The sequence below is a fragment of the Microbulbifer sp. A4B17 genome (genome assembly GCF_003076275.1).
GTDB lineage: Bacteria > Pseudomonadota > Gammaproteobacteria > Pseudomonadales > Cellvibrionaceae > Microbulbifer.
In genome coordinates this window covers 1,556,591-1,583,335 of the sequence record NZ_CP029064.1, presented here as the reverse complement: position 1 = coordinate 1,583,335, position 26,745 = coordinate 1,556,591, and the positions used below count along the sequence as shown (strand labels likewise).

At 42.2% G+C, this 26,745-nt stretch carries 22 protein-coding genes and 3 pseudogenes; 9 read left to right on the top strand and 16 right to left on the bottom strand.

The window, feature by feature from the left end:
• Positions 1-20: 20 nt before the first annotated feature.
• Complete coding sequence (locus tag BTJ40_RS07085) at positions 21-761, bottom strand: carbon-nitrogen hydrolase family protein (RefSeq protein WP_157953948.1); 741 nt, start codon at positions 759-761, stop codon at positions 21-23.
• Positions 762-1,083: 322 nt separating this feature from the next.
• The gene (pcaB, locus tag BTJ40_RS07080) at positions 1,084-2,433 is read right to left on the bottom strand and encodes a 3-carboxy-cis,cis-muconate cycloisomerase (RefSeq protein WP_108732425.1); all 1,350 of its coding nucleotides are present in this window, start codon (positions 2,431-2,433) and stop codon (positions 1,084-1,086) included.
• 693 nt (positions 2,434-3,126) lie between these two features.
• Between pcaB and BTJ40_RS07075 the strand changes: the two genes are divergently transcribed.
• Positions 3,127-3,897, top strand: a complete 771-nt coding sequence (locus tag BTJ40_RS07075; RefSeq protein ID WP_108732424.1) for a class I SAM-dependent methyltransferase — start codon at positions 3,127-3,129, stop codon at positions 3,895-3,897.
• Positions 3,890-4,825, top strand: a complete 936-nt coding sequence (locus BTJ40_RS07070) for a TauD/TfdA family dioxygenase (protein ID WP_108732423.1) — start codon at positions 3,890-3,892, stop codon at positions 4,823-4,825. Before BTJ40_RS07075 ends, BTJ40_RS07070 begins: the two co-directional genes overlap by 8 nt.
• A gap of 554 nt (positions 4,826-5,379) precedes the next feature.
• Here the strand turns inward: BTJ40_RS07070 and BTJ40_RS07065 are convergent.
• From BTJ40_RS07065 to BTJ40_RS22225, 4 genes are all read right to left on the bottom strand, one after another.
• A complete protein-coding gene (locus BTJ40_RS07065; protein ID WP_108732422.1) occupies positions 5,380-6,075 on the bottom strand; it encodes a hypothetical protein in 696 nt (231 codons plus the stop codon).
• Positions 6,076-6,471: 396 nt separating this feature from the next.
• Positions 6,472-7,845, bottom strand: a complete 1,374-nt coding sequence (locus BTJ40_RS07060) for a transposase (RefSeq protein ID WP_202862867.1) — start codon at positions 7,843-7,845, stop codon at positions 6,472-6,474.
• Positions 7,846-7,913: 68 nt separating this feature from the next.
• On the bottom strand, positions 7,914-8,264 hold the full coding sequence (gene tnpB, locus BTJ40_RS07055; RefSeq protein WP_108732421.1) for an IS66 family insertion sequence element accessory protein TnpB: 351 nt from the start codon (positions 8,262-8,264) through the stop codon (positions 7,914-7,916).
• 5 nt (positions 8,265-8,269) lie between these two features.
• Complete coding sequence (locus BTJ40_RS22225) at positions 8,270-8,422, bottom strand: hypothetical protein (RefSeq protein ID WP_157953947.1); 153 nt, start codon at positions 8,420-8,422, stop codon at positions 8,270-8,272.
• Positions 8,423-8,759: 337 nt separating this feature from the next.
• Here BTJ40_RS22225 and BTJ40_RS07050 point away from each other — a divergent pair, with 337 nt between their 5' ends.
• Positions 8,760-9,455, top strand: coding sequence for a hypothetical protein (locus tag BTJ40_RS07050; RefSeq protein WP_108732420.1), 696 nt, complete (start codon positions 8,760-8,762; stop codon positions 9,453-9,455).
• 198 nt (positions 9,456-9,653) lie between these two features.
• Here the strand turns inward: BTJ40_RS07050 and BTJ40_RS07045 are convergent, their stop codons facing one another.
• The 4 genes from BTJ40_RS07045 to BTJ40_RS23110 form a co-directional block, all read right to left on the bottom strand.
• Positions 9,654-10,271 (bottom strand): winged helix-turn-helix domain-containing protein, encoded by a 618-nt coding sequence (locus BTJ40_RS07045; RefSeq protein WP_108732419.1) that lies wholly within the window; start codon positions 10,269-10,271, stop codon positions 9,654-9,656.
• An 899-nt stretch (positions 10,272-11,170) separates the two neighbouring features.
• On the bottom strand, positions 11,171-12,706 hold the full coding sequence (locus tag BTJ40_RS07040) for a hypothetical protein (RefSeq protein ID WP_108732418.1): 1,536 nt from the start codon (positions 12,704-12,706) through the stop codon (positions 11,171-11,173).
• A 625-nt stretch (positions 12,707-13,331) separates the two neighbouring features.
• Entirely contained in the window at positions 13,332-13,505 is a 174-nt protein-coding gene (gene tnpB / locus BTJ40_RS23115; RefSeq protein ID WP_369974283.1) for an IS66 family insertion sequence element accessory protein TnpB, read from the bottom strand.
• A 697-nt stretch (positions 13,506-14,202) separates the two neighbouring features.
• Positions 14,203-14,631, bottom strand: a complete 429-nt coding sequence (locus BTJ40_RS23110) for a transposase (RefSeq protein ID WP_108732416.1) — start codon at positions 14,629-14,631, stop codon at positions 14,203-14,205.
• A 719-nt stretch (positions 14,632-15,350) separates the two neighbouring features.
• On the opposite strand from BTJ40_RS23110, the gene BTJ40_RS07025 reads away from it, so the two are divergent.
• Positions 15,351-16,118 carry a hypothetical protein gene (locus tag BTJ40_RS07025; RefSeq protein WP_108732415.1) on the top strand — a complete coding sequence of 256 codons (768 nt, stop codon included), beginning with the start codon at positions 15,351-15,353 and terminating at the stop codon, positions 16,116-16,118.
• Between the two features lie 131 nt (positions 16,119-16,249).
• Here BTJ40_RS07025 and BTJ40_RS07020 read toward each other — a convergent pair.
• A pseudogene (locus tag BTJ40_RS07020) lies at positions 16,250-16,792 on the bottom strand (IS630 family transposase); the annotation flags it as partial.
• Between the two features lie 15 nt (positions 16,793-16,807).
• Positions 16,808-16,978, bottom strand: coding sequence for a winged helix-turn-helix domain-containing protein (locus tag BTJ40_RS07015; RefSeq protein ID WP_108732413.1), 171 nt, complete (start codon positions 16,976-16,978; stop codon positions 16,808-16,810).
• A 594-nt stretch (positions 16,979-17,572) separates the two neighbouring features.
• Between BTJ40_RS07015 and tnpB (BTJ40_RS23105) the strand changes: the two are divergent.
• From tnpB (BTJ40_RS23105) to BTJ40_RS06995, 4 genes and pseudogenes are all read left to right on the top strand, one after another.
• Positions 17,573-17,689: pseudogene (gene tnpB, locus BTJ40_RS23105) on the top strand (IS66 family insertion sequence element accessory protein TnpB); the annotation flags it as partial.
• Positions 17,690-17,948: 259 nt separating this feature from the next.
• Positions 17,949-18,308, top strand: coding sequence for a hypothetical protein (locus BTJ40_RS07005; protein WP_108732411.1), 360 nt, complete (start codon positions 17,949-17,951; stop codon positions 18,306-18,308).
• Between the two features lie 195 nt (positions 18,309-18,503).
• Positions 18,504-18,659, top strand: a complete 156-nt coding sequence (locus tag BTJ40_RS23100) for a transposase domain-containing protein (RefSeq protein WP_157953945.1) — start codon at positions 18,504-18,506, stop codon at positions 18,657-18,659.
• A gap of 456 nt (positions 18,660-19,115) precedes the next feature.
• Complete coding sequence (locus tag BTJ40_RS06995; protein ID WP_108732409.1) at positions 19,116-19,889, top strand: N-acetylmuramoyl-L-alanine amidase; 774 nt, start codon at positions 19,116-19,118, stop codon at positions 19,887-19,889.
• Positions 19,890-20,051: 162 nt separating this feature from the next.
• On the opposite strand, the pseudogene BTJ40_RS06990 reads toward BTJ40_RS06995, so the two are convergent.
• The 3 genes and pseudogenes from BTJ40_RS06990 to BTJ40_RS23095 all read right to left on the bottom strand — a co-directional run.
• A pseudogene (locus tag BTJ40_RS06990) lies at positions 20,052-20,405 on the bottom strand (IS30 family transposase); the annotation flags it as partial.
• Entirely contained in the window at positions 20,383-20,577 is a 195-nt protein-coding gene (locus BTJ40_RS06985) for a hypothetical protein (RefSeq protein ID WP_108732407.1), read from the bottom strand. The gene BTJ40_RS06985 and the pseudogene BTJ40_RS06990, both read right to left, overlap by 23 nt.
• Before the next feature lie 207 nt (positions 20,578-20,784).
• Complete coding sequence (locus tag BTJ40_RS23095) at positions 20,785-20,901, bottom strand: transposase (protein WP_108735201.1); 117 nt, start codon at positions 20,899-20,901, stop codon at positions 20,785-20,787.
• Between the two features lie 2,205 nt (positions 20,902-23,106).
• Between BTJ40_RS23095 and BTJ40_RS06965 the strand changes: the two genes are divergently transcribed.
• A complete protein-coding gene (locus BTJ40_RS06965) occupies positions 23,107-23,775 on the top strand; it encodes an N-acetylmuramidase family protein (RefSeq protein WP_108732404.1) in 669 nt (222 codons plus the stop codon).
• A 1,708-nt stretch (positions 23,776-25,483) separates the two neighbouring features.
• Here BTJ40_RS06965 and BTJ40_RS06955 read toward each other — a convergent pair.
• A complete protein-coding gene (locus BTJ40_RS06955) occupies positions 25,484-25,888 on the bottom strand; it encodes a helix-turn-helix transcriptional regulator (RefSeq protein ID WP_157953943.1) in 405 nt (134 codons plus the stop codon).
• Positions 25,889-26,745 lie beyond the last annotated feature (857 nt).

Sequence of the window (26,745 nt, the reverse complement as noted above, 5' to 3'; positions counted from 1 at the left end):
CCACTTATAGAACAGTTCATTTAAAGAGACACAATCTCCGAACACCACCCTTCATCGTCACGCTCAACGCAAACTAGTTGGCTGGCTGTATCACTCGCGCTGACAATCTCACCTTCGGGCCCCCAAGCTGCACTACAGCCGGCTGTGGAATAACCACCTGTCGGCTGATTAAAGTTCGCAATAGCCACCAGTAAATTGTGCTCTAAAGCATAATTTGCCAACTGTTGACTATCCTCCGGGTATCCCGTCGGAGTAATCAATACCCCTGCCACATAAACTGAAGCCCCCTGCTTTTCATAGGTGGCAACATGACCTGGGTTACACACATCTGCACAAATAGCCAGAGCTACGGTCTCACCCTCGATGTTCAGTGATAGATATTCAGATCCGGGAACGAACCATTTTTCTTCTCCTGGGTGCAAATGTATTTTCAAATAAACAGAAATCTCACCCTGAGGAGAAAATACGAGCGAACCAATCGCAATACCATTCTTCTGACGAATAGGCGCACCCACAACTAGCCAAACACCACAGTCAGCTGCCAAGTCAGCTAGAGGGCTTAACTGTCGATCGTCGATCTTAAGCGCTAATTGTTCAGCCAGATCCGGCTCATAACCAGTTAATGAAAGCTCGGGAAACACCACAATAGAGGCCTTTTTCCTTACTGCGACTTTTACAGCATGGATATGTGACTCAATATTACGCTCTATATTTCCTTTCACTGACGGCAACTGTGCCAATGCCAATTTAAACCTGCCCATCACCCCACCCTTCAGATCACCACTTAAATACAACATGAATCGACTAAATTACTGTATATGTTACACCACAAGTAATAAGCATCGATTCTTGATTGTCTTAATTTTTAAGTTTCTTCCAGCTATAGAATCCCTATCTTTAAATAAATAACCAAAATTTTCTTCAGGTATCTATTTAAAAATAAAATAGTTCACTGAAAAAATAAAAACCAGCCAAGATAAAGATTGAGACTCTAATCTTAGAGAGTTTGCATTAAGAGCAGCGGACACAAGAATCAATCCACAGCAGCTAGCACTGACAATTGGGAAACGGCAGGTTACTGAGTCAGCGCTCTTTTCCAGCAAGCGTTGCATCAACCATCTCCCCGCATGATCCAAGATAGTTATGAGGGTCAAGAAGTTGATCTAACTCCGCATCAGAGAGAGCCCCTGACACCTGTTTATCTTCCTTTAACAAGTCAGAAAAAGGACGACCCGTCTCCATTGCCTGGCAGCAAATCTGGTAAACCAAATCGTGGGCATTCTCACGCCCCAGTTTCGGTCCTAGTCCCATCATTACAGCCTCAGAGAGCACTAAACCTCCAGTCATCTCCAAATTTCGCATCATTTTTTCTGGAAATACCTGAAGTCCTTCTAGCGCAAAACGTGCCTGAGATAATACCGATGCGGTGAGGCAGAATATTTCCGGCAGAACAATCCACTCTATTTCCCACGGGCCCGTAGCCCGCTCATGGTCTTCAACCATCGCTTCCAGCAAAGAGGCAACCTGCTGTCTAACCACTGGGACAGTACCGCTGATAAGAACTGCTGATAGAGGATTGTGTTTTTGGGGCATTGTACTAGACGCTCCCCGGCCAGATATAAGGGGCTCCGCCACCTCCCCGACTTCTGTCTGCGCCATTAGTTTTATATCGAGGGCAATTTTTCCCAAGGTGCCAGTAATCATCCCCAATAGACAAGCCACTTCGGTAACACGATCTCTCATCGTATGCCAGGCGATACAAGGTACTCCGAGATCGAGTTCCTGCATAATTCCCCTTTGAACTTCTAGCCCCTGATGCCCCAAGGAAGAAAGATTACCCGCCGCACCACCAAATTCCCCTACAAACGCCCGAGACTTTATCTCTTTAAATCGCGCTTGATGGCGATGAATACCAGCCAACCAAACAGCCGCCTTGTAGCCGAACGTTATAGGTACCGCCTGTTGAAGATTGCTGCGCCCAACCATAGGCGTATCCCTGAAACGCTTGGCCAGGCTCGCTAAAGCATCTGCTATCCCATTGACCTCCGTCTCAACAATTTCAAGCGCCGCCCTAATTTGTAAGACGGTTGCCGTATCCGTAATATCTTGAGTAGTAGCCCCCCAATGACACCACTGACCTAAATCTCGACTACACAGTGCCACTAGCTGCTCTACAACACCCAGCACCGGATAACCAATCAGCTCCGTTTGCTCCTTAAGCTTTACAAAATCTATCTGCTTGGCGTCACAGTGTTGAGTAATGTCCTCTGCAGCCTCTGCAGGGATTATTTTTAACCGGGCTTGTACTTTAGCCAGCGCCGCTTCAACATCCAGATAGTACTGGACACGCTGTTGATCCGAGAAAATCTCACGCATTGCGGAAGTACTAAAAATATCGCAAAAAACGACCGAATCAATCGCGGTTGCTCTCATATCGATTCACATTGAATAAAATGCCAATCACTTGGCAAAGTTAAAGACACAATAAGATCAGCCTAGCCAAGAGAGAGGCAATTTATGAGTCCGCTTAAAGCATCAACACGCCAATAAAGCCAATAAAAAGACATACCGTTAACGAAACGGATTGATCATAGTCATAAAAATGGTAGAGATTCCCGATGATCTAATTTCCTTAAATCGCTCACCACTAACCCAATCAATCCCCCTCAAAGATAAAGTCAACTTAAAGAATTTCTTTAAACTTCCATCAAAAAAGTTAGCCCTGTTTGACATATATCAACTCAAAAGAGAAAAGTCATGCTACCTTAACTTAATCAATAAGAATTAAAATAAATTTAATTATGGACAAGCTACCAATAATGCTTACGTATAACATGCCAAATCTACCCTTGCGTAATCGCCGCACTACCAGCACCAAACAGAACACAAAACCAAGCAGAACAAAGTCAACCTAGCAGAAAACATTTAGAGAGACCGTTAGCTGAATAACTATGAGGCAGCCTTCACAGACATACAAAGATAAATGAGTCAGTTAAAAGAAATTCCTAGTGGTATTTTATTTGAAATTTTATATTGGAAAATATTTCGCTCGTTATGCAGCAAACCTGAACAAATCGAATTTATGCATAACACATTTTATCCCCAAAATTGAAGGAGCAGTTAGGGATGAACCTACCAATATCGACAGAATCCATCTATAACAAGCAAGCAAATAGCTGGAGTCGCTCAGAAAAAATTTTACTTAGCGACTTCACTGCTCGTCCCAAAGTTATCGAGGCACTCGGGGATATTTCTGGAGCAAGAATACTTGATATGGGCTGTGGTGAGGGTTATGTATCTAGAATGCTATTAGCTCAGGGCGCAAGCTCTATATTTGGAGTCGACGCTTCTTCAGAAATGATTGCTCAAGCAAAAGAAACAGCCCTGGCTGGTAATTTAAAGACCGCAGAATATACAGTCGGAAATGCCGTCATTTATTCAAATTTCCCAACAGAAAAATTTGATCACGCCATCGCCGTATTTCTTTTCAATTACCTGACGATAGAAGAAATGACAGCAGTTATGAGCAGAGTCAAAAATCTGCTGAAAAAAGATGGAGCTTTTGTTTTTACGGTACCTCATCCCTGCCTGCCATTCATGCGAGAAGAAACTCCCCCATTCTACTTTCAACATGGTGACATGACCTATTTAGATGGTATAGATCAGACTTTTGAAGGAAAAATATGGCGGAGAGACGGAAAACCAGTTTCAGTTCGGTGTGTACACAAAAATTTCTCGCACTATTTTGAGGCATTGGCATTAGCCGGTTTTAACTCCCTACCAACCGTCAAAGAACTATCAGTAACACAAGAGCACCTCGATTTAGATCCCGATTTCTTCACGCCATTAGCCGGCTATCCATTACATGTTTTATTTAAGGTTCAAGTAAATGACTAGTTTAGCCCCAAGTGAAGTAGTTCAAGCACAGGCCTGGACCGCCAATGATATGACCGCAAAATCCAACTGGAAATTCTTGTGGCCTTCTAACTGGAAGGCTGAGGTAGAATCTCTAGAGAACTGGGCCAAAAACCAAAGCAAGCCTATTAATGATTTAAACCAGGATTCAGTTCCAACACCTAAATTTGACCAGCTGGCAAAAAAAATAAAGCATGAGATAGAGTTTGGTAGCGGTGTTGCATGGATCCAGGGAGAGGAATCGCTAAGCAAGCCAACGCTCAACCTCCTGTTTCTAAAGCTTAGTTTAGCAATGGGCAATACTATTGATACCTACGGTAGACTCTATGGAATTCTAGATACCGGAAAAGACTATACCAGTGAAGCTATCCCAGTATCTCAAACAAACGCACCGACAGGCGTACACACCGACAGCTCCCAACGTACAGTACAACCAAATATACTTGGATTATGCTGCCTAACCCCAGCGATTGAAGGTGGGAAATCAAAAATTATATCTGCCGCCCAAGTACATGAAAACCTAAGAAAGTCGGCCCCACAGAAACTGGAAATCCTTTATAACAATTACATCAGAGACCTGGTAACTCCTGGCAGCAATAAAAACATAGACAATATACTAAAAAACCGCTTTCCTATTTTTGAATATTCAAATGAAAAGCTCAGTATTCGCTATATGCGATACTGGATTGAGAAAGGGCACGAGCGAGTAAACCAACCCTTACCAAGCGAAGTGCTAGAAGCATTAGACACCCTTGATAACGAACTAAACAGTGATAAAAATACATTAAGTTTTTATATGAATTCCGGAGATATGGCATTTATTGATAACACCAAAGTCCTACATGATCGGGATGGATTTATTGATACTCCAGAACAGAAAAGAGTTTACACAAGGGTATGGATTGATTAAAAAAAGAGACTCAGCGTAAGCGGTACAAAAACTACATATTTTAATGAATAATGTGGTTCATGTACCGCTTACAAGGATCTGGATGAATAGCTCACATATTACAAAAATGAGAGAACCCATCAGGATTAGAAGTGCTGCGGTCGAACCGCCGATAGCAACTCTTGAAGACGGAAAAAGTATCTGGAAGGAAAAGCTCGTAAACCGAATTTCACATGACAGAGCACCTCCTGAAAAACCCGTAACTATCAGATCAAGTCTGAACTACTACAAATCATGCTTGTGGTTGAGCTTGTCCTCACTGGCGAAGAGCTCCTCCAGTTTCACCTGCACGGCAGCTTCAGTGAGCTGTTCGTCTTAGGGTTGCCATCTTTGCTACTGAGATCCTTACCCTCACGTAGCCCCTTAACGGTGACATCCATGTCAAAAGTAAGCTTGGTCATGGGTCATCTCTTTTTTGCTAATAGTAAAGAAATGACACAGAATTCTGAACGTTACCCCGGCTATAGGTGTATTTCAGCCATACAGAAAGTTTGCGACAGAACCTTAAAATACGATTAAACTTTTTTAATGCCCCATTTATTTTCCTTACAGGTATCGTGAGATTTTACAAAATGTAATAATCTTTTTCGCTTTAACAGCCAAGGCGCTGCTTTCGTAGCTATTTCATTGAATTGGTGGAGCACACCAACATGGTTCTCTCCACTAAGCAGCAATATTTTAGCAGTATTATTTTGATTTCCACTTGCTGCACACAACACTAAGTAACCGGCAAGAACTATATCTCTTGGAGCAGGGGAAACTCCAAAAGTGTTGACACCCCATCTGATACCATAGCTTGTAGTTAAATCCTCTTCTCTCACAGTACCTGTTGCAACAGCTGGATTAGCATAAGGACCTCCATATCCAGAGTTCAAGCCGCGTTCGTAGTAAATCAAATCAGCTGCTGAATGATTGTTTATTATGGATCTAGCAACTCCTTGGTCCTTAACTAGGCCATGTGTTTCACCTATAAACGTAATTGATATTCCCCCTGCTGGAAGAGCTGCATGTGTTGCCTCAATATATTTCTTGGCATTCTTACTACTCCCCCAAGTATCTATAGATGCAAGCTCTTTTCCGTTGGGCTTATTTGTTGGATTATTAATCTGTTCACTTACAACTGAAATTACGCTTTGAAGTAGCTTACTATTTGGTACTATTCCTGCCTTATAAATGCCATCGGCATAAGCTGTTTTGGATGCTACATACATATATTATTTCTCATATTTTATTTATTATTATGATGACTAATACTTAGTAGAGGTCATCACTGTAAATGGTAATCGATGATTACCTCAAAGTGAAGCTTAGGGAGTAAATACGAAATATATTTGCTTGCATAGATTTTTAAACACTTTTGATCCTACTCACCAACGACTAACAATCTCTAGGCGATAAACTACGTAACAGAGAAGCCCAATGACATGATAGAGCAAATGTAAGCGATCTTACCAGATCGTAGGTGAGGGTTGTATTTAAAGTGCCGGGATAGCACCGCTGAATGCCAAGTCATGGAAGGCTTATGTCATCAACAGACAAATCAACAGACGTCCGCCTTCTTGCCAGCAGCACCACTATATTATGCGGCTGCGGCCATCCCAACTCTCTCAAGCTGGATATTCCAGGGTAGCAGTGCGGATCAAACTGAAGTGCAGGCACAGTGCTCTAGCGCCATTGACTGAAGATGCAAACAGGAAGTTCTTTCGAGCCATCACAAAGGGTTTGATTTCCTGTTCAGTCAAATTGTTGTCGATTTCTAAGCGGCCATCGTTGAGAAATGCACATAGCCCATTCCAATATTTCAGGCAGTAATTCATTGCCTTGCCCGGCGGGGATTTGGGTAGCACTTGCGGATGGTACTCATCCAGCCAGTACTTAAAGACGGTCATAATGGGGTTGGATTCTTGCTGTCGTAATTCATGCCTTTGTTTCGATGATAGATGGTTGTCTTTGGCCCTCCTTTCAACCTGATAGAGCTTCTTATAAAGGTGCATTGCTTGCTTTGCTAGCCCATCCCCTTGCGCCGCTCTGGCTATGGCTTCAAATTTTCGACGGGAATGTGCATTGCAGTGGTTTGGGTTTACAGCTGTCTGCTCAAACAAAAACTCAAAAAATGGGTCAGCATCGCAATGCAGCGTGCCTTTAAAGCCCACACACCAGTCATTTACGAAATCTTTGTGATCAGCTGCATTATATTCATAGAGGATCGCTTCCTTTCCTGGAGGACCACCTCGGAAACAGTAGGCATAAGATTTTCGGCTTGCTGGCCGGCCAGGTTCATTAAGAACCTGCAGTGGTGTGGCATCCAAAGCTCCAATATCGTAGTCAATAAAACCGGCACGGGTCTCAAACTGATTTTCCAGATGATAGATCGGCTGTCGATCATCAAGCTTGCTGACTATGAGGTGGGCTAGAACGGATTCGGTAAACTTACCCTTGGGTAGGATATGCTTTGGCTTGGGAGCAATAAGAATTTGGCCTGCACAGCCTTTGGGACAGGCAACCTTCTCCCGCAACTCGACAATCACCTCATATACCGGAGGGATGTAGTTCAAGCGCTCATGGCGTTCGTAATCAACGAGTTTCTTTTGGCAGCCACATGCACAGGTTTTATCCGATTCTGAGACAGGGATTACCACCTCTTTTCTTGGCAGGTGCTCGGCAAAGGGCTTCTTTGTTTTCTTATGACGTTTGTGTGCCGCAATACTAACCACATCATCCTGATCTTTGTCGCTATCAGCATCATTTCCCTCTAAGGAGCTTTCATCTCGAACTTCTGTACTTTCGAATAGCAATCCCTGGGGATCATCAGGGTCTTCGTATCGCTCAGAGCGCCGACCAAAGAGAGAGCACTGTAGTTGTTTGAATTGAAACAATAGTTGATTGTAAGCCTTTTCAAACTGCTCGCACCATTGGAGTGAAAGTTTGAGTTCACATGTAAGCTGTTCAACCTGGCACTGTAGCGTATCATCGGTAGCCATTGGGTTTTCCGATGTTAATTTATGCGTTGATTATACCATGGGAAACTATTTCCATGGCTCTATACGCATCAATAGAAGCTGGAAAAATAGAGTTTTTCTGGTTCTTCCTGCTGAGTAAAGTCCAACCCGGAAAGCAACCACTGTAGCTGTGAAATCGATAACTCTATTGCGTCATTTGAAATGCCAGGAAAGATAAAACTCGACTGTTCATTTCGCTTATACAGGAGCCAAAATCCATGACCTTCCCAGTAGAGCATACGAATTTTATCGGCCTTTTTATTACGAAAGACAAAGAGCTGACCGGATGTCGGATCTTTGTGTAACGTATCAGCCACCAACAGCACGATACCATCAATCTGTTTCCTGAAATCGATGGGCTGACGGTAAAACCAGACTTTGCTGTTAAACGGTAGCCACATCGTATTTACGGGTCCATAAGGCCAGGAATTTGCGCCAACAACACCGGGCTATTGATCACCAGCTTTATGCCATTGGGGAACTCCAATATACCCAGGTTTCCCGTAGTGGCTGTAGAAGGCTTGATATCCACGGGAACAAAGTCAGGGGTATCAAACACCGAAGTTTGTTCAGTTAGTTTGCGGTACCAGTAGAGGAACTGGCTGTAGTTTAGGTTGTTCTTACGAGTATAGGCGCGCTTGGACTGAGAGCTTTTCTCTTAGGCCCTGACATGGGTTTGCCACTGCTGCTGACTCATGGGGCTTTCCTCCGAAGTTGATGGAGGGGGTATCATGCCAGTCTGCCAAAGCAAGCTGAATAATGTGGTTCATGTACCGCTTACGTTGCAACATAAAGAATAACGCTACCTCTTATTAACTTTGTACTTGCCCAAGCTAGATAAACAATAATATTTCTATCAAGCTAACATTTAATTTTAACGCAAAGAGAGATTACCAATGGCAATCACTAAAGTAAGCGATTTAACGAACTATCAAGACGTAGAGCGTGTATTAGGGATTTACAAAACATACCATACAGCGACAGCGGAAGACGAAACGGGGAAGAACAACCCAGGGGCGAGAATGCCGGATCCGAAAGTTTTTTGGAGCAATATCAACAAAGGAGCAATTGTTACATTTGGGGAAAGGCATGGTGCCGAAGATGAGATCATACAAGCACGTGCGGCGGCTGTAGCGGCCGCAATTTTACTGGTAGATGGAGCGAAAATTGCGGTTGAAGAACCTCTAGTGGTTAATGGAAAGCTTTATTCAGCTGCAGGAACCGATGACAAGACACCATTATCTAGATTGCCAGCCGAAATGAGTTTATTTGATTATTTACCCGAACTGAAAGGCGCCATTAGTGCCGAGCTTGCTGTGCAAGGGTATGCCATGGAAGTTGATAAACGGCCCGTGCGTTATCCCGGAGAGGATGCCGACCATCGCATTACCAAAAGGTATTTGGAAGCTGCAGCGGTAAATTTACAGATGGCTCTTCAATTACACCACAATACTACAGCAAACGATACATCTTTTATCCAATTGGACCTGATCATTTTAGCAAAGCATATTTACAGGTCGCAAACCAGAAAGACGGTGACACTTTGCAAGGTTACCTCACGGGAATGCTCGGGTGGACACAGCTTACCATAGATGTGTAAAGTGTAGTGGTTCATACTCGACCTGATAGTTATCGACTTTTGAGAAGGATCTATATTAGATAACTTGTAGTAGTTCAGACTTGATCTGACAGTTACCGGTTTTTCAGGAGGTGCTCTGTCAGGTCAAATTCAGTTTACGAGCTTTTCCTTCAAGATACTTTTTCCATCTTCAAGAGTTGCAGTCGGTATGCTATGGCAACAAACTCTCCCTGATAAGTACTATAATCAATATACCACCCGCATAGAGGGTGGTATATTGAAAGCCTCCAGAGGGGGCTAGTTGCAACCCTACCAAAAGCTGAGATTGCGTTAATTGACCGTCTTGGGCCACTAGTTTTACTACTGGAATTTTGGCTTGTTCTCCCCATGTCCTTTGGTGTGAATCGTCTAATCTGATACTAGCCTCATCCAGCCAAAATATTTCTACACCGGTTTGTTTCGCATAAGTTTTAATCTTTGGGTAGACCTCCTTTACCCATTTCTTCACCACCTTCTCATCTCTCTCGTAAGCTCTTCTTAACGGCTTTTGTGGCGTCAGGCCTAACCGTTGTAAAAGTGTACCGACACTGGATACACTGAGCTCAACTTTGAATCTCTCACAAATCAAACCTGAATTTATCTGGCGTGTCCACAACCCAAAGTCAAAACCATACTGCCTTGGATCACCACCAATAACCCAGCGTTTGACTTTCTCCTTTTCGATAGGTGACAACTTTCTACCGCGCCCAGGTCTAGTTTTAGGAGATAATGCATCAATGCCGTTTTCCCGAGCAACCTTTAACCATGGGAGAATAGTTCTACTCCTCAATCCTTAGCTACGGCTGACCTCCGCCTCAGATTACCCATCAAATACTCGCGGACAGCAATTTTGCGTATGAGGTACTGCTCTTCAGTGCTAAGCTTTCTGGCATCAAATTTCATGCTGATTAGATTACCTGAGTGTATTGATTATTTCTGCCCTTCTAGCACTTCCGAATTTTATAAATTATATTTTTTGTCGGTCGTTTTATATCTACTTTGAGAAATTAAATGTAATGAATAAGCCACCTTAATTCAAAAAGCATCGAATAGATAGCATGCCAGGGGAAAGAAAAAAATAAAAATTAACCAGCAACCATCCACTTAGTGGATGATATGGTTAAAGTCCGCCAGTTCCTCTACTGGTACCGCAATCTATCTGAACAATCTCCTGAGTTTGATATCTCTGACTTTGCTCCCTTGGATATCAAATCTCCCACAGACACTAAGGAAAATCTGAGTGTATTAAGGTTTCTAAATGGCATAAACCGGTGATCAATAGTCCAGTATTGTTAGCACAATTCCCAGATCTTATGGACCTAGAAATTCGATGTGGCTACCGTTTAACCGCAACGTCTGGATTACCGTCAGCTCATCGATTTTCACAAACAGATGGATGGTCTAGTGCTGTTAGTGTCTGAGACATTACACAAACATCTGACATCCTGTCAGTTATTTTTTTTCGCAATAACAAGGCTAATAAAATTCGTATACTCTACTGGGAAGATCATAGATTTTGGCTCTTCTAAAAGCAAAATGAGAAATCGATATTTATCTTTCCTGGAGTTTCGAATAGCGCAATAGAGTTATGTGTGCACTCCACAAACTGTTCTCGGTGAATTACAGGAGGTTAAATAATCGCATAACAAAATAATGCGCAACACCATTGATATCGCACATTTGAAACCACTAGAACGAGATTCGGCTGGTGAACTGGGCCCGCCAGACTGAACCATAGGCTCCATCTTTGTCCTCCCTGGTTCCATAAAGGGCCTCAAGGCCAAACAGCCAATGTGACGTCGGGGTCCAGGTCAGATTAATACTGCTGAATTGAGTTTGATGAAATGAGGAGCCCGGCTGGAAGTCCAGATTGTCCTGACCCACCAGCCCATAGGTTGCCACAGTATAGAGGCACGGGCTCCACCAGTGTTGATAGGCCAGATACCAGCCGAAAGTTGGAATCGCCTCCAGCCGATTATTGACGAAGTCATAGCTTGCATCAGGGGGCCGATCATCCATAAGGCTTCCATAGCCATAGCCATAGCTGAAGGAGTAGGAGGCAAAATCCGGCGCAAGCTTACCGGGCATATCAATCACGCCACTTAAATTGATACCCCATCCGGTATCCGAAACGGCAGACTGTGGTTCCCCACTGCCACGCAAGTCCCGCAGGATAAAACTGCCCTGAAAGTTAATGCGATCTGTCTGGGAAATAACCGCTACAACAAAGTCCGGCCAGCGAGATACTTCCAGTGCATTCTGAAAAACTCGATCAGTTGGCGCATCCAGAGAGACTTGTAGGGTGAGGGTTGGATCATATTTACGATTCCAACGTGCAACCGGACGTATTAGCGTTATCACTGAGTTGGGCCCTTCGTAGTCCAGGGTATTTGGTACGGCGGTTAAATTACTGAATGTGGACCAGTCGAGGCCCAGCCGCAAGTCTCCACTCAGTAAAATATCACTGACCTGGCCGTATGCTATTTCCAGTTCCAGACTGAGAAAAGGCTCACTGACTGTCGGACCCTGAAGGGCAACCATAGAAAATTCATTTTGTATCAAACGATCGCCCCAGGGCGTTCTTGCTTTGAAGCTCAATGTCGAATTCTGAACGGTAACATTAGTCTTACCATCCTTACCCTCCGCTGCCGTTCTATCTCTGGTGACAATAGCACTGGTCCTGAACTCAGCCGGGCTGACAATGGCGCCGGTGTCATAGCTAGCATCCAGCTCGGTGAATCCATTAATTTTTATTCGAGTGCGACTCCCGAGCACAGGGATAGACCCCGGCCAGGCGGTCGGTACGCTGGAAATAACTCCTTCGATATCCGTCTGTTCCGGATGCTTTGGATCTCCGCTGGCCCGAGGAGACGGCGAGATATCGTAGAGTATGAGCTCTAATTGATCTTGAAAATCATCGAACGCTACGCCATTCATGGGCTCATTATATTCTCCCGATGGAGGGGCTGATGGTATTGGCACCACCAGAACTGGCTCGGCCGGGGAATTTTCTGGGGGCCTCGCCCTACGCAACTCCTCCACCTGTTGTTGCAAAGCTTCTAGATCAGCTTTCTGCTGCTGAATTTGCGCTTCCTGCGCCTCGATCACTTTCATCAACTGATCAGCTTCAACATAAACCTGGGCATTGGCGGGAGAGGAGGAAATAATTTTGACAAAAATCACAAGCACAGCAGGTAGCGCAGGAGAATGTGTTTGGATTTCCATATCTAGGTCTCGACCCCGTCTCCTGTAGTGTCAGGCTGTCATTCACCTCATGCGGAAAATCACTTTTTCAAGAGCGCCTCATTCGCAACATATTTCGAAATCAACGTAGAATTCTCGCTTTAATCTCCAATTTAGTAACTGGGCGCTTCAGAAATTTGTCCGTATATTGCATTCACTTTCACTGATGTTGCAATATTGTCAGTTGGAAAAGATGAGGGATAAAGAAAGCCTTGGCAGTCCTGCACTACTTGTACTCGGCATTTTCTTTGTTGTGAGTGTAGATTCTATTTTAGACTCTCAAGTTGGGGCGTTGGGTAGCCAGTCACCGAAGTTAAACATGAAGACAAACTGCTCGCGAGTTATAGCGAGAGCCTGAGTTCACGAGCGAGCTGTTCAAGCTAGTACTGTAGCAAATCACCGGTAACTATTCGGTTTTCCGGAGTTAATTTATGTGTGGACAATACCATGGGGAACTATTTCCGAGGCTCTATATGTCTCAACAAAATCATGAAAGAGACAATTTTTTTGTTCATTTTGTTAAGAAAACCTAGCTCAGATAGCAACCATTGTAGCTGTGAAATCGATTACTCTTTTAAGTCATTTGAAATCCCAAGAAAGAAAAATCTCAATTTCTCATTTCATTTATAAAAGAGCTAAAATCCATTATTTCCCAGTAGAGCATACAAATTTTACCGGCCTTTTTATTGTGAAAGTCAAAGAGCTGACTGGATATCGGATCTTTGTGTAATGTCTCAGACACCAACAGCACGATACCATCCATCTGTTTGCGAAAATCGATGAGCTGATGGTAGTCCAGACGTTGCGGTTAAACGGTAGCCACATCGTATTTACAGATCCACAAGGTCTGGGATTTGTGCCAACAACACCGAACCATTGATCACTAGTTTTATGCTATTAAGGAACTCTAATACACTCAGGTTTCCCGTAGTGAAAGTGGGAGACTTAATACCCAAGGGAACAAAGTCACAGCTATCAGACAAAGTCGCTTGTTTGGATAACTTGCGGTGCCAGTAGAGAAGCTGGCTGCAAATTAGATTGTTCTTACAAGTATAGGCGCGCTTAGATTGAGAAATTTCCTAGTAGGTCCTGATATTGGTTTGACACTGCTGCGGATTCAAGGGGCTTTCTTCCGAGGTTGATGAAAGGACTATCATGGCAGCCTGTTAGGGCAAGTTGAATAATGTGGTTTATACCTAGCAAAACGGGCGATGGCGCTAAAGCATTGTGCCTGAACTTCAGCTTGATTCGCACCGCCAAGCTCCACGGCCTTGCCCCCTAGCGGTATTGTGTGGAGGTGCTTAGAAGCTATTTCATAACTTCTTTAACGTAATTAACATGCATGCAATATAGAAAAAAGCACGATAAATGGACAAATAAGGTCGATTCCACAACTCAACAGACTATCTCGAAGAGGATCAGAGTCCGCCGATTTATCATAAACTACGCGATGAATCTTTGTATTTTTATACATAACATCAAGTAATGGGTGTAATAACTTTACTTCTGCTGGTGAGGCCGAAGTAATGGTGCCTCCCAGTGGAATACCTTCGCCATCGACCATCACCATCCACTTTGAACCCTTGCCCCACTTGATTTTTCCGATTTCGAAAACCCTTTTTTACTGGTGCAAAGCTGCCATCAGAAAAGACCTCCTCCCAGTTAAGCAAAGACTGTTGATCCAACAGCTCCAGGAATCTTCTCCATGCTTGTAACCAAACTCCTTGCTCTTCCAAAAACTGAAGCCTTCTCCAGCATGTACTTGATGATGGATAGTGTGAAGGAAGATCTTTCCATCGCGCTCCAGAACGCAAAACCCACAGGATGCCTTCAAAACAGGCTCGATTATCAATGGGTTTTGGACTTCCCTTTCCTTGTTTTAACTCAGGAAGACAAGGTTCGATCAATTTTCATCGATAATTGGTTAACTCTGACTTGAATCGGCTCACTATTGCTGGACTTCTTTCTATGTAATTGCGTGAGAATAGCCTATTTCAAGTTATGAAACAGCCTCTAAGCAGATTCCGAACTGCCAGTTCGCTTAGGATTATGAGGCACTGTTACTCCGAAATATCCAGATTGAGAGAGTTGGAATGGTTGCAGCGGCGTAGCCAGAAAGATCTCACAACCTCATGCTTTTCGATTGACAACACTTCTTTTTGAATTTCGGTGACTGGCCACTCAACGACACAACTTGAGTGCCTCAAATAGAATCCTCACTCACAAAAAATAAGTGCCGAGCACACGCACTGCAGGACTGCCAAGACTTTTTTAACCCCTCACCTTTTCCAACTAGCAATGTTGCAACATAAATACAAGTGAATGCAATATAAGAACAAATTTCTTAAACGCCCAGGTACTAAATTAGAGCTTAAAGGTTAAAGCGCGAATTCAACGTCGATATAAAAATATGTCGTGGATGCGGCGATGTTGTAAAAGTGACTATCCACATCGGAGATACCTCAAGTGATCAAGAAAATCCTAATTCGATTTCGGATACTCAGTTACGTATTAAGAAACCGGGCCTGCCGAAAAGTTTCCGTATCCCCGGCGGGCTACCAGGGGTTTGTATAATAGCCAGGATAGGCTTGATCCCAGTTACTCTATCATTCACGAGAGTAAAATAATGCGAAAACTAAAAAAACAAATACTGTATTATATATTTCTATTATTTTTCATTTATACAGACAAAACTTTATCCCTAGAGTGCCCCAAACCTACCAATACTGGTGAAATAAAAGGTAATCCTAGTGGATGCTTTGACTTATATGTGCTCGCTATTAGCTGGAAACCAGAACTATGTACAAAAACTAAGAAATGCAGTTCAGATGAATTATACGGAACCTATGCTGCAACTAAGTTATCTGCTCATGGTTTTTGGCCACAATACAACCCTATTAACAACAAATCAGCCTATCCAACTTATTGTAAAAATAGCCCTGGAAAAGACACCTTTTCTAGCAGTAAATTATCCTATTCAACATGGAGTAATTATTTGATGATTACGCAACCCAATGGGAACTTCTTAGCAAAACATGAGTGGGAAAAACATGGAACATGCTCCAATTTAACTCAAGAAGAATATTTCAAAGCCACAACATATAAAGTCATAAAAAACCCAGGCACTCCAGACAAACTATCACAATATATAAACTCACATACCTCACTTAAAAATCTACAAAGCCTATTTGGTGGTCAGGATTATGTCGTACTAGCTTGTAATTATGATGAAACATCTCAAAAATATTATCTATCAGAAATATATACTTTTTGGGATAAGAGCAATATAGATCAACAAATAAAAAATCCTGGCAAGAGAAGTAACTGCCCATCAAAAAACCCAATTTACATTAGAGGGGCAACAAGAAAAAATTATATTTTAACCGACACTTAAGCACAAACATTTATCGCCAATACAATTAATGCTGTAAATAGAGAATTTGCACCGGGCAATTTTTATTAATCCGGTGACCCAATAGTTAATTTATACTGCATATTTAATTGCCTCACACTTAAAACAGGAAGCTATGCGCGCAGACTTCCTCTGTAGCATTCTCGTGTGAGAAAATACTTTGTTTTTAACTTTTTCTTGGATCGTGCTGGAATCCCACTATTTACACCCCCTTTAAGGTCGCAGTGCAAATATCCATCTTGATTCAATTCAGGTGAATACGATGGCAAATAAAATATTTCTATCACATCCTCATGTTCTGACAGCCAAGTTTTAACCACTCGGGCATGATGTACGCTAAGATTATCTAGAATGACGTAAACTTTTCGACCTGCTGTTTTGATTAATCGCTTAAGAAAGCCAATTAATCTGTCGGCATTCATACTTCCTTCGTAAATTTGAAAGCGCACTATCTCTTGATTTGTAATCGGTGAGATCATGTTGAGTGAAGCTCGCTTTGCAGTTAATTTTACAATGGGCGTTTTTCCTTTTGGCGCATAGTTGCGCTTATGCTGACAGTCACTGCGAATGTCCGTTTCATCACCCCAATAAATCTCTGCACCTCCATTTTTCGTACGCTGTTTAATGCCTGGATAGTCTTCTTCCATCCATTTTTTAACAACTCTGGGGTTTTACTCATAGGCACGTCTGGCGGGCTTCTGAGGTGTAAAACCCCAGCGTTTCAGATAATCACCAACCGTGCGAATTGGAATTTTTATGCCATACTCACGTTCTATTAGCTCCATGACAGCCTTACGAGCCCACAGGGCGTAGTTAAATTTGAGCTGATCCGGCTTTTTCATCTACGATTTGTTTTTGAAGCTGCTTTTCTTGGCCCAGCGAGTATCAAGATCTTTATGGCGTTTGACATTTGGATTCTCATCGATTCGCCTTGGAACCTTGCCTGACTTGATTTCCTTGCTATCTTCTCGACTATTCCACTACTTCGACGTATCAATAAAACTGGCATCAACTATTTATAAGCAGTACATGAACCACATTATTCAACTTGCCCTAACAGGCTGCCATGATAGCCCTTTCCTCAACTTCGGAAGAAAGCCCCATGAATCAGCAGCAGTGTCAAACCGATATCAGGACCTACTAGGAAAGCTCTCAATCTAAGCGCGCCTATACTTGTAAGAACAATCTAATTTACAGACAGCTTCTCTACTGGCACCGCAAGTTATCCAAACAAGCGCCTTTGTCTGATAGCTGTGACTTTGTTCCCTTGGGTATTAAGTCTCCCACTTTCACTACGGGAAACCTGGGTGTATTAGAGCTCCTTAATAGCATAAAACTAGTGATCAATGGTTCGGTGTTGTTGGCACAAATCCCAGACCTTATGGATCTGTAAATACGATGTGGCTACCGTTTAACCGCAAAGTCTAGTTTACCGTCAGCCCATCGATTTTCGCAAACAAGTCAATGGTATCGTGCTGTTGGTGTCTGAGACATTACACAAAGACCCAATATCCAGTCAGCTCTTTGTCTTTAGTAATAAAGAGCTCGATTAAATTCGTATGCTCTGCTGGGAAAAATGGATTCAGGCTCCTTTATAAGCGAAATGAGAAGTGAGGTTTATCTTTCCTAGCATTTGAAATGACGCAATGAAGTTGTCGATTTCACAGCTACAGTGCTGCTTTCCAGGTTGGAGTTTGCTCAGTAAGAAGAACCAGAAAAATTGTCTTTTTCACATTTTTATTGATACGTATAGAGTCTAAGAAATAGCTTACCATGGTATAATCCATACATAAATTAACATCGGAAAACCCAATGGCCACCGATGATACGCTACAGTTCCAAGTTGAACAGCTCACACGTGAACTCTCACTCCAACGGTGCGAGCAGTTTGAAAAGGCTTACAATCAACTATTGTTTCAATTCAAACAACTGCAGCGCTCTCTCTTTGGACGACGCTCTGAGCGATACGAAGCCCCCGATGATCCTCAAAGGCTACTAGCCGACAGTGCAGAAGTTAGAGATGAAGGCTCTGTAGAGAAAAACGATGCTGATAGTAACAAAGGCCAGGATGACGTGGTTAACATTACTGAACTCAAATGTCTCAATAAAACAAAAAAGACCTTTGTCGAGCATTTCCCAAGAAAGGAGATGGTAAACCCTGTCTCAGAATAGGATAAAACCTGTGTGTGTGGGTGCCAAAAGAAACTCGTTGATTACGAACGTCATGGGCGCTTGAACTACATACCCCCGATATATGGGTAATTGTCGAGTTGCGGGAGAAGGTCGCCTGCCCTAAAGGCTATGCAGGTCAAATAGTTATTGCTCCCATTTGGTCAATGGCGCTAAAGATTATGCCTGCACTTCAGTTTGATTCGCGCAGCCAAGCTAAACGGCCTTGCCTCCTACAAGTATTATGTCGGGGTATTTGAGCAGATTCCTCACTGCCAGTCCGTCGAGGATTTTGAGGCACTGTTACCCTGGAATATCCAGCTTGAGAGAGTTGGGATGGCCGCAGCCGCGTAATTAGGAGCGCGGCGGGAAAGATTTGAACAACTCTATGTTTATCGATTGACGACACGCCCTGTTGAACTTTACTGCCTGGCCACTCAACGACCCAACTTGAGTGTCTCAAATACAATCCTCACTCACAGCAAAAAAAGTGCCGAGCGCACGCACTGCGGGACTGCCAAGACTTTGTTAACCCCTCACCTTTTCCAACTAGCAATGTTGCAACATCAATACAAGTGTATGCAATATAAGGACAAATTCCTTAAACGTCCAGATACTAAATTGGAGCTTAAAGGTTAAAGTACGAATTCAACGTCGATATAAAAATATGTCGTGAATGCGGCGATGTTGTAAAAGTGATTGTCCGCATCAAAGATACCTAAAGTGATCAAGAAAGTCCTAGATCATTTGAGAGAAAAGTTGAATCGTAGAGTATTTGGAAAATTCGATTAATTTATATACAGAGGCTCTATGTATTTAATTGATTATAACAGCTATCGTTCGGTTAAGAGTTTTAACCGCCGTATTCGCTTTCTGGTAATGCACTATACTGCCGAGGATTTTAAGGCATCTACAGTTAGACTAACTGGATCCGAAGTAAGCACCCATTATCTTGTTCCTGATCCTTCGGAGAAAACGTATATTGATGCAGGCTTTAAGGGTATGCGTATTTTTAACTTAGTTGATGAAAGCGAACGTGCATGGCACGCAGGCGCTAGCGAATGGGCCGAACGCAGTAACCTGAATGACACATCTATTGGTATAGAGATAGTTAATTTAGCTACTGAAATTAATGAAACCTTTACCTTCCCTCGATATAACCCAACGCAAATAGATGCTGTTAAAGAGCTGGCAGTTAATATCCTACAGCGTTATCCTGATATTGCGCCTACCAATGTTGTAGGACACAGTGATATCGCTCCAGGAAGAAAGAGTGACCCCGGTGCAGCCTTCCCCTGGGAGGAGCTTTACGCTGCGGGTATAGGAGCTTGGTACGATGATGTGAGCAAGGAAACCTATCAGGATATGTTCAGCATGGCTCTGCCTGCTAAAGCAGACATCATAGCCAAACTCAGCCTATACGGATATGATACTTCAGGTGCGTCTACTGATAATGGATATAAGAATTTAATCCGGGCATTCCAACTACATTTTCGCCAAAAAAATTACGACGGTGTACTGGATGCTGAAACGGCAGCAGTTCTGTATGCCTTGGTGAAAAAGTATTTCCCATCAATATCCTAGGGCCTGTCGACACTAATTTTGGCATAATCTGTCCATATGGAAATCTCAAAAGAAAAATTTAAAATTATTGAACATCTTTTGCTCTTGCCATAGAGAAATCAGTGGTAGTAAGCCAGCAAAAGCCTGGGATAACTGATGATCGGTAAAAATTGATTGTGACTCCTAGATTGTCAACATAAATGACACACGTTTACCCACCAGAAATTCCAGTGAGCTCAAGTAATTTAACACCTTCCTTGGTCGAGCATTGATTCGAAACACTGCATCATCAATACGACTTTTTGGCATCTTGCCAATTTCCACTCCTTTCGGGAAGAAGCGTCTCAAAAGACCATTAGTGTTTTCGTTAGGCCCACGCTCCCAGGAGTGGTAAGGTTTCGCAAAATATATTTTGCAGCCTAGCTTCTGCCCAATCGACTGATGACCTGTAAATTTACCTCCATTATCGAAGGTAATGGTTTTACAAATAGCTTGATACGGTTTCAACATCTGCTTAATTGCCCGACTCACCGTTTTCGTTTCCCCTAGTGGTTGTGGAACACTTGATATCCACGGGAACAAAGTCGGCAATATCAGACACCGAAGTTTGTTCAGGTAGTTTGTGGTACCAGTAGAGGAACTGGCTGTAATTTAGGTTGTGCTTACGAGTATAAGCGCGCTTGGACTGAGAGATTTTCTCGTAGGCCATGACATGACTTTGCTACTGCTGCTGATTCATGGGGCTTCCCTCCGAAGTTGATGGAGGGGGCATCGTGCTAGTCTGCCAGAGCAAGTTAAATAATGTGGCTCATGTATCGCTTAAAACTATTTACACTTTCCGAGCTTTGTGTCCCTGTACCTAAAGTTACAAATTGAAATCTAAAAAGAGAGATTTCATGAGTCCTGCCTTTACCAGTCACTCACAAAACAACCAGATGGTCTTGGCATCCGGTATTCTGTCCTCCGGATTTAGGCTCAGAAATCGACAAAATGAAAATCGGTCGTGTATCTGATTTTCTAGCTCATCATCGATAGGTTATATAAATGCTGTATTATAAGTGCCTTGAACATCAGCACCTTATCAAAGGGTCTTCTTCCAGCATTACTCTTCCTTGGAGATTTCGGAATTTTATTCAAAGTGCTTCTGAAGTCCTCCCAACCAGTCGGCTAACGCAGAGCAACCAATGGATCATGTTCATTTAACTAGCGATGGCGGTCATCAAGACCGAAAAAATTCGGCTGCATTAGACAATAACCTTTACCAGAGGGAGGTTGGGCTATTCTACTGAAAATCAGTGAATTTTTTTGAGGCCCTCATGAGTAACATCCAGTAGTAGCTGTAATAAATTAACTTCTGCTGGTGAGGCCGATGTAACAGTGCCTTCCAATATAATACTTTCACCACCGACCAACACCATCCACTTTGCACCCTTGCTCCACCTGGTTTTCCGACTCCTGCTCCCCTTTTTTTACTGAAGCAAAGCTGCCATCCGAAAAGACTTCCTCCCAGTTAAGCAAAGACTGTTGATCCAACAGCTCTAGGAATCTTCTCCATGCCTGTAACCAAGCGCCTTGCTCCTCCCAAAACTGGAGTCTCCTTCAGCAAGTTCTTGATGATGGATAAGATGGAGGTAGATCCTTCCATCGTACTCCCGACCGCAAAAATTATAAAATACCTTTAAAACATGCACGGTTATCAATGGGTTTGCAGCCACCTTTTCCACGTTTAGCTGGGGAAAGCAAGGCTCAATCAACACCCACAGGGCGTCGGTTAATTCTAACTTAAATCTACTCAAACTTACTGTTCTTATCATTCCATGAATGCCCAAGAATAACTGATTTCAAGTTATAAAACAGCTTCAAGCCACTCCAAGACCCAACTCGAGTGTCTAAAATAGAATTCTCACTCGCAGTAAAACAATTGTCGATATACGCACTTCGAGACCACTAAGGAGTTCTTAACGCCTCAGGTATGAGGTACATCGATCTAGAAAAGATAACTCCTTAGGCTCACAGCGATTAGCCACTATCAAATTGGTGCAGTCGCCCCCTTTTTATGGCTTGCAAATCTCGTTGCGAACCCAGTTGTATTTCTCTTTCGATCGAGATTACAACATAGAGAAAAGAAAAAATTTTAAAATCGTCCAAACTTTTGATTGTTAATATCAGATTTATCCAACCTTAAGAAGGTAAAAATGAAATATTCTAATATTGGTTTCCTTTCCCTTACCCTAGTTTATGCTTTCTTTCGATACTTTGAGACAAATACCAAGTAGTATCTGCAATGATGTTTCATGTGAGCTTGGCACTGCCAAGCTAGAAAACAGGCTTCTTATATAACTTGCCGCATCATGAAGGTCATGTTTTTACTCTGCACGCCGGAACGGCAGAACCCTGTCAAGTCTCACCACCATAGATAGTGGATTACCTATGTGTTGAATTAGCTAAAAATAAGCAAGCCTAAAACATTTCCCAATAGATAAGTCCTCCCTAAAAAATGTACCCAAATCCACCCCAGACTCATTTTTCCTAGCTATGTAGAACTCGCCCTATGACTGACTCATAAAATCCGATATACACTCTCATAGCAAAAATTACTGCCATTTTTTTTGATCGGATACATCTATGGCTCATAAGCCTTTTTACCATTTCTAATGGAGCTGGGTGCATTGATAATCATTATATCTACGATGTTGCCTCTTATCTCTTCAAATTGCTGGCGTCCCAGCGGGTGTGCTAGTAGGCGGCAAAAATCAAGGATAGTAGTCTCATCAGGAGTAGGCTTTGTAAGTGTCAGGCCAGCAAAGTGGTACATATCCCCAATCTAATAGAGAGAATCCTCCATTGCTGGGTCACTAAGATTGTAAAATAAATGTATGTTATAAATCCGCAGTATAACTCTCAACCTGTAAGGGCTGCGGCCACGTCCAAAGATTGCATAGGGGGTTTTATCTTAACCACAAGGCGAGTACATGAAACTAAAGTGTCCTTGGGTAAAAGAAATTTTTTGCTGATGGGTCTTACTACGTTTGTTCCGTTACTCAGTTTCAGTAAAGCCGACTTGGAGTATGATCTGTGTTACTTTATTTTGCTCACTATCGAGTATTATTGCACCCTATTTTTGCAGAAATTTATACAGAGGTTTCTTCTTTTACCCAATTTTGACTATAGCTTATCAGGGGCTCTATAGATAGACTATAATTTTAATGAATGTGGTGATAATTATTTTGGTGCAAATATGTCCAACATGAATTTCTCTGGTGCAGCACTACCTATGAATGATGATGATATAAGAATTATAGCTGGATACCTTGGGTGTGAAATAGCCGCATTAAAGTCAGTTCTTTCGGTTGAAAGTGCGGGAAAAGGTTTTGGATATGAAGATAGACCAATCATACTCAACGAGCCTCATATTTTCTATCGGGAGCTAACTATACCAAAACAGCGTCAGAGAGCATCACGTGAGAATTTAGCATACCCTTATCCAGGCACAATGCCATATCCAGTGACACAATCAGATCGATATCTATGGCTTGAAAAAGCTATGGCTATTAATAAAGATGCAGCTCTTGCTTCTTGTTCATGGGGGCTTGGTCAGATATTGGGAGCGAATTATAAGGCTTGTGGGTTCTCAACAGTGCTGGCGTTTGTAGAAGCTATGATGTATTCCGATGGAGCACAGCTCTATATCATGGCGAGATTTATAGTTTCGAATAGTTTGCAAATGTATTTGAGAAGTCGCGCATGGGCTGAGTTTGCGCGTAGATATAATGGACCTTCATATGCTTCTAATCATTATGATTTAAAGCTAGAACATGCATATGAGAGAATGCCTTTATCAGATAAGGTAACGCCTCCACCTACAGATATTAATACTCTTAATAAACTTATAAATGCTAATAATTAAATATCGTGGATTCAACTATGAGGAGTATCATCCTTCAGGTTGCTGGATCTGTAGCAGCTTAATATTATCCGACTATCTATCTAGGAGTTTTATATCCTATTATTTTACTGGGGCGATTATTTAAACGCGCAATAGTCGCCCCGACATCTGCTTGATTCACAAGCTTGAAATCAGTTTATTTCAGAAAGTACTGACACAGCAAGCCAATAGTATTCTCGTTCTGCCCCCACTCCCAAAAGGCCTCTAGCTATAACGGTAGCAATTTTCTAGTCTCCGATGCAAGATGCATCATCGATATTTTGTAGACGCTGTTCGATGATGATGGCGTATTGATGTGCCCCCGAGTTGACTTTCCATTTGATGATTTTATGTAGGGCCTACCCCTGCACCACAAATTTTCGCATAGGGTCCCATTCAATTGCTTATCAGCCCAGACTTGTAGGTAAAGAACTTCAGGGCTAATTAACAGGTTTCCTTCCTGCTCTACTCTAGCAAGCTGGAACGTTGCTCCGGGCTACATTACAACTTCAGTTTACTGTATATCTATGTAATTGTTTTCGGTGGCATCTTTTTTGGATTCCTCTTCTTTCTACATTGCTCTTCAGTCATCCGTTGATGCTTATTTACAGTGGTAGCCTTTTAAACCTCAATTATGAACTAGCTGTCTGTAAACTATAGCTGACTAACTCAAGTCTCCCTGGCGACTGCCCTCTGACTCTAGAACCTGTTTCATAACTTGAAATCAATTATTCTAGTAGCCTTATGGAATGATATGACCAGTAAATATGAGTAGATTTAAGTCAGAATTAACCAACGATCAGTGGAAATTGATTGAGCCTTGCCTTCCCAAGCAAAACGTAAAAAAGGTGACTTCAAACCCATTGATAAACGTACATGTTTTGAAGGTATTTTATGATTTTTGCGGTCGGGAGTACGATGAAAGGATCTACCTCCATCTTATCCATCATCAAGAACTTGCTGAAGAAGGCTCCAGTTTTGGGAAGAGCAAGGCGCTTGGTTACAGGCATGGAGAAGATTCCTAGAGCTGTTGGATCAACAGTCTTTGCTTAACTGGGAGGAGGTCTTTTCGGATGGCAGCTTTGCTTCAGAAAAAAAAGGGGAGCAGGAGCCGGAAAACCAGGTGGCGCAAGGGTATAAAGTGGATGGTGGTGGTCGATGGCGAAGGTATTCCATTGGGAGGCACCGTTACTTCGGCCTCACCAGCAGAAGTAAATTTATTGCAGCCACTACTCGATGTTATCTTTGAAAATACAAAAATACGATGCTTTGTATATGGTAAATTTTCAGATTCTGCCCCGTCACGCTATAGCTTGTCCCAACGTGAAATTGACCGGATTTACCCTCACCGAAGGAATAGAAGAAAACCTACGAAATAAGATGGCAGAAACTTAGAAGGTCTGCGCGACACTGGAAACGTTGAACAAACTTTTGCATGACTAGGGAACTACCGTCGTTTGGCCATCAGGTGGGATCGCTATTTATCTTCTTGCAGAGCTTTTTTCTATATTGCCTGTATGTTAATTACACTACTGAAGTTATGAAACAGCTTCTGATCACATTCCTTTAACAACCAGAGCTGACATCACTGGTATTCGGCCATCTGTCGGTAGCTTTTGTCACCACTTTAACTCATGGCGGAAAAGAATAGACGGATGTTACCTTCGGCTGACCGTTAGTTTCCAGATAATTAAATGATGCACTTCAAAGTTGAATGGAGACATTTATATTTTGACGGTGGAATTCCATATTGATAACGAAATCTTCGACTAAAGTGAGAAGAACTCTTAAATCCAACACTATATGAAATCCAGGTAATATTATCCACTCCGCTCTCCAGAAATTGGGCCCCTTTTTTTATTCTTAGCCAGGTAATTAAAAATTGTGGCGAAACCCCGATATTTTTTTTTACATTTCTATACAATTGCGATCTACTTAAAAATGCAGCTTTAGATAAGCTCCCCACAGTGAAATTCTGATCCTCCAAATTTACAATAATTGCTTTGTAAATTCTATTAAATACTAAATCATAATTATTTGATTGACATATTTTAAGATCAATTCTTCTAACCTCTACTAACGGATCAGTATTCACCGGAATGCTCCTGTTTATAGCAATTAAGTCGATAGTTTTCCTGAAAGGTTAATACACAAATTAATTATGGTAACTTAATTCAATGTGGATAAATATCGGCATTTCACCAGACAAATATACATTTGCATATTTTTACACCTAAACGATCTAACATGTATTCACCTCTTTAAACTATGCATTAATGAAGTATTCGCCATATAAGAAATTTAATATATTGTGTATAGTTTTTCGCCTAAAACCTCGAAGGAATTACCCCCTCTTCACTTTCCTAATATCACTTATTCAGTACCCCGACAGGAAGAACAATATCTTTTGGCGATAATAAACTAATAAATCTCATAAAATCTATTAGTGTCATGATGTAACACTAGTAAATACATATGTAATACGGCTTCAATATATAACCGCTGCAACCCTTCTTGTATTTGAGAAAGTAATCGTTCTATTTCTATTAACTCGCAGTAGACGTCTTTCTAAGGAACTCTTACTCATCATTAGTAAATTTCGTCATAGCAATTTTAGTATGAAAGAATAGATTTTTAAGCTGCTAAAATTCTTCTTTAAATATGATTACGGCAATTTGGGTATTCGATAAACCACCAAAAATCATAGGATCCCTAATTACCCGTAATCGGCAATGGAAATTTTGAATATTTTCCACCCAACGTGGAGGGTGAACCGAAATTACCAATATCACTCTGATACCACCAAATAGCTTTGTCATAGATGATTAGTAGGTGTCCATAACTTGCAAGATATGTGTCGTTAAAGTTTTTTATCCAACCGATTATCAGGCCCATGGTCAATCCGTAGAGGAGCGATCCAAGAGGGTTAGCTCAGCGTCTATAACTCCGGGC

What these genes read in the sequence shown, in the direction of transcription:
- BTJ40_RS06965 (WP_108732404.1), top strand. Translation starts at nt 23,107, where the DNA reads ATGTCCAACATGAATTTCTCTGGTGCAGCACTACCTATGAATGATGAT.
- BTJ40_RS07065 (WP_108732422.1), bottom strand. Translation starts at nt 6,075, where the DNA reads ATGTATGTAGCATCCAAAACAGCTTATGCCGATGGCATTTATAAGGCA.
- BTJ40_RS07025 (WP_108732415.1), top strand. Translation starts at nt 15,351, where the DNA reads ATGCGAAAACTAAAAAAACAAATACTGTATTATATATTTCTATTATTT.
- tnpB (WP_108732421.1), bottom strand. Translation starts at nt 8,264, where the DNA reads ATGTGGCTACCGTTTAACAGCAAAGTCTGGTTTTACCGTCAGCCCATC.
- BTJ40_RS06995 (WP_108732409.1), top strand. Translation starts at nt 19,116, where the DNA reads ATGTATTTAATTGATTATAACAGCTATCGTTCGGTTAAGAGTTTTAAC.
- BTJ40_RS07050 (WP_108732420.1), top strand. Translation starts at nt 8,760, where the DNA reads ATGGCAATCACTAAAGTAAGCGATTTAACGAACTATCAAGACGTAGAG.
- BTJ40_RS07015 (WP_108732413.1), bottom strand. Translation starts at nt 16,978, where the DNA reads ATGAAAAAGCCGGATCAGCTCAAATTTAACTACGCCCTGTGGGCTCGT.
- BTJ40_RS07075 (WP_108732424.1), top strand. Translation starts at nt 3,127, where the DNA reads ATGAACCTACCAATATCGACAGAATCCATCTATAACAAGCAAGCAAAT.
- BTJ40_RS07085 (WP_157953948.1), bottom strand. Translation starts at nt 761, where the DNA reads ATGGGCAGGTTTAAATTGGCATTGGCACAGTTGCCGTCAGTGAAAGGA.
- BTJ40_RS07060 (WP_202862867.1), bottom strand. Translation starts at nt 7,845, where the DNA reads ATGGCTACCGATGATACGCTACAGTGCCAGGTTGAACAGCTTACATGT.
- BTJ40_RS07040 (WP_108732418.1), bottom strand. Translation starts at nt 12,706, where the DNA reads ATGGAAATCCAAACACATTCTCCTGCGCTACCTGCTGTGCTTGTGATT.
- BTJ40_RS06985 (WP_108732407.1), bottom strand. Translation starts at nt 20,577, where the DNA reads ATGGCCTACGAGAAAATCTCTCAGTCCAAGCGCGCTTATACTCGTAAG.
- BTJ40_RS07005 (WP_108732411.1), top strand. Translation starts at nt 17,949, where the DNA reads ATGGCCACCGATGATACGCTACAGTTCCAAGTTGAACAGCTCACACGT.
- pcaB (WP_108732425.1), bottom strand. Translation starts at nt 2,433, where the DNA reads ATGAGAGCAACCGCGATTGATTCGGTCGTTTTTTGCGATATTTTTAGT.
- BTJ40_RS07070 (WP_108732423.1), top strand. Translation starts at nt 3,890, where the DNA reads ATGACTAGTTTAGCCCCAAGTGAAGTAGTTCAAGCACAGGCCTGGACC.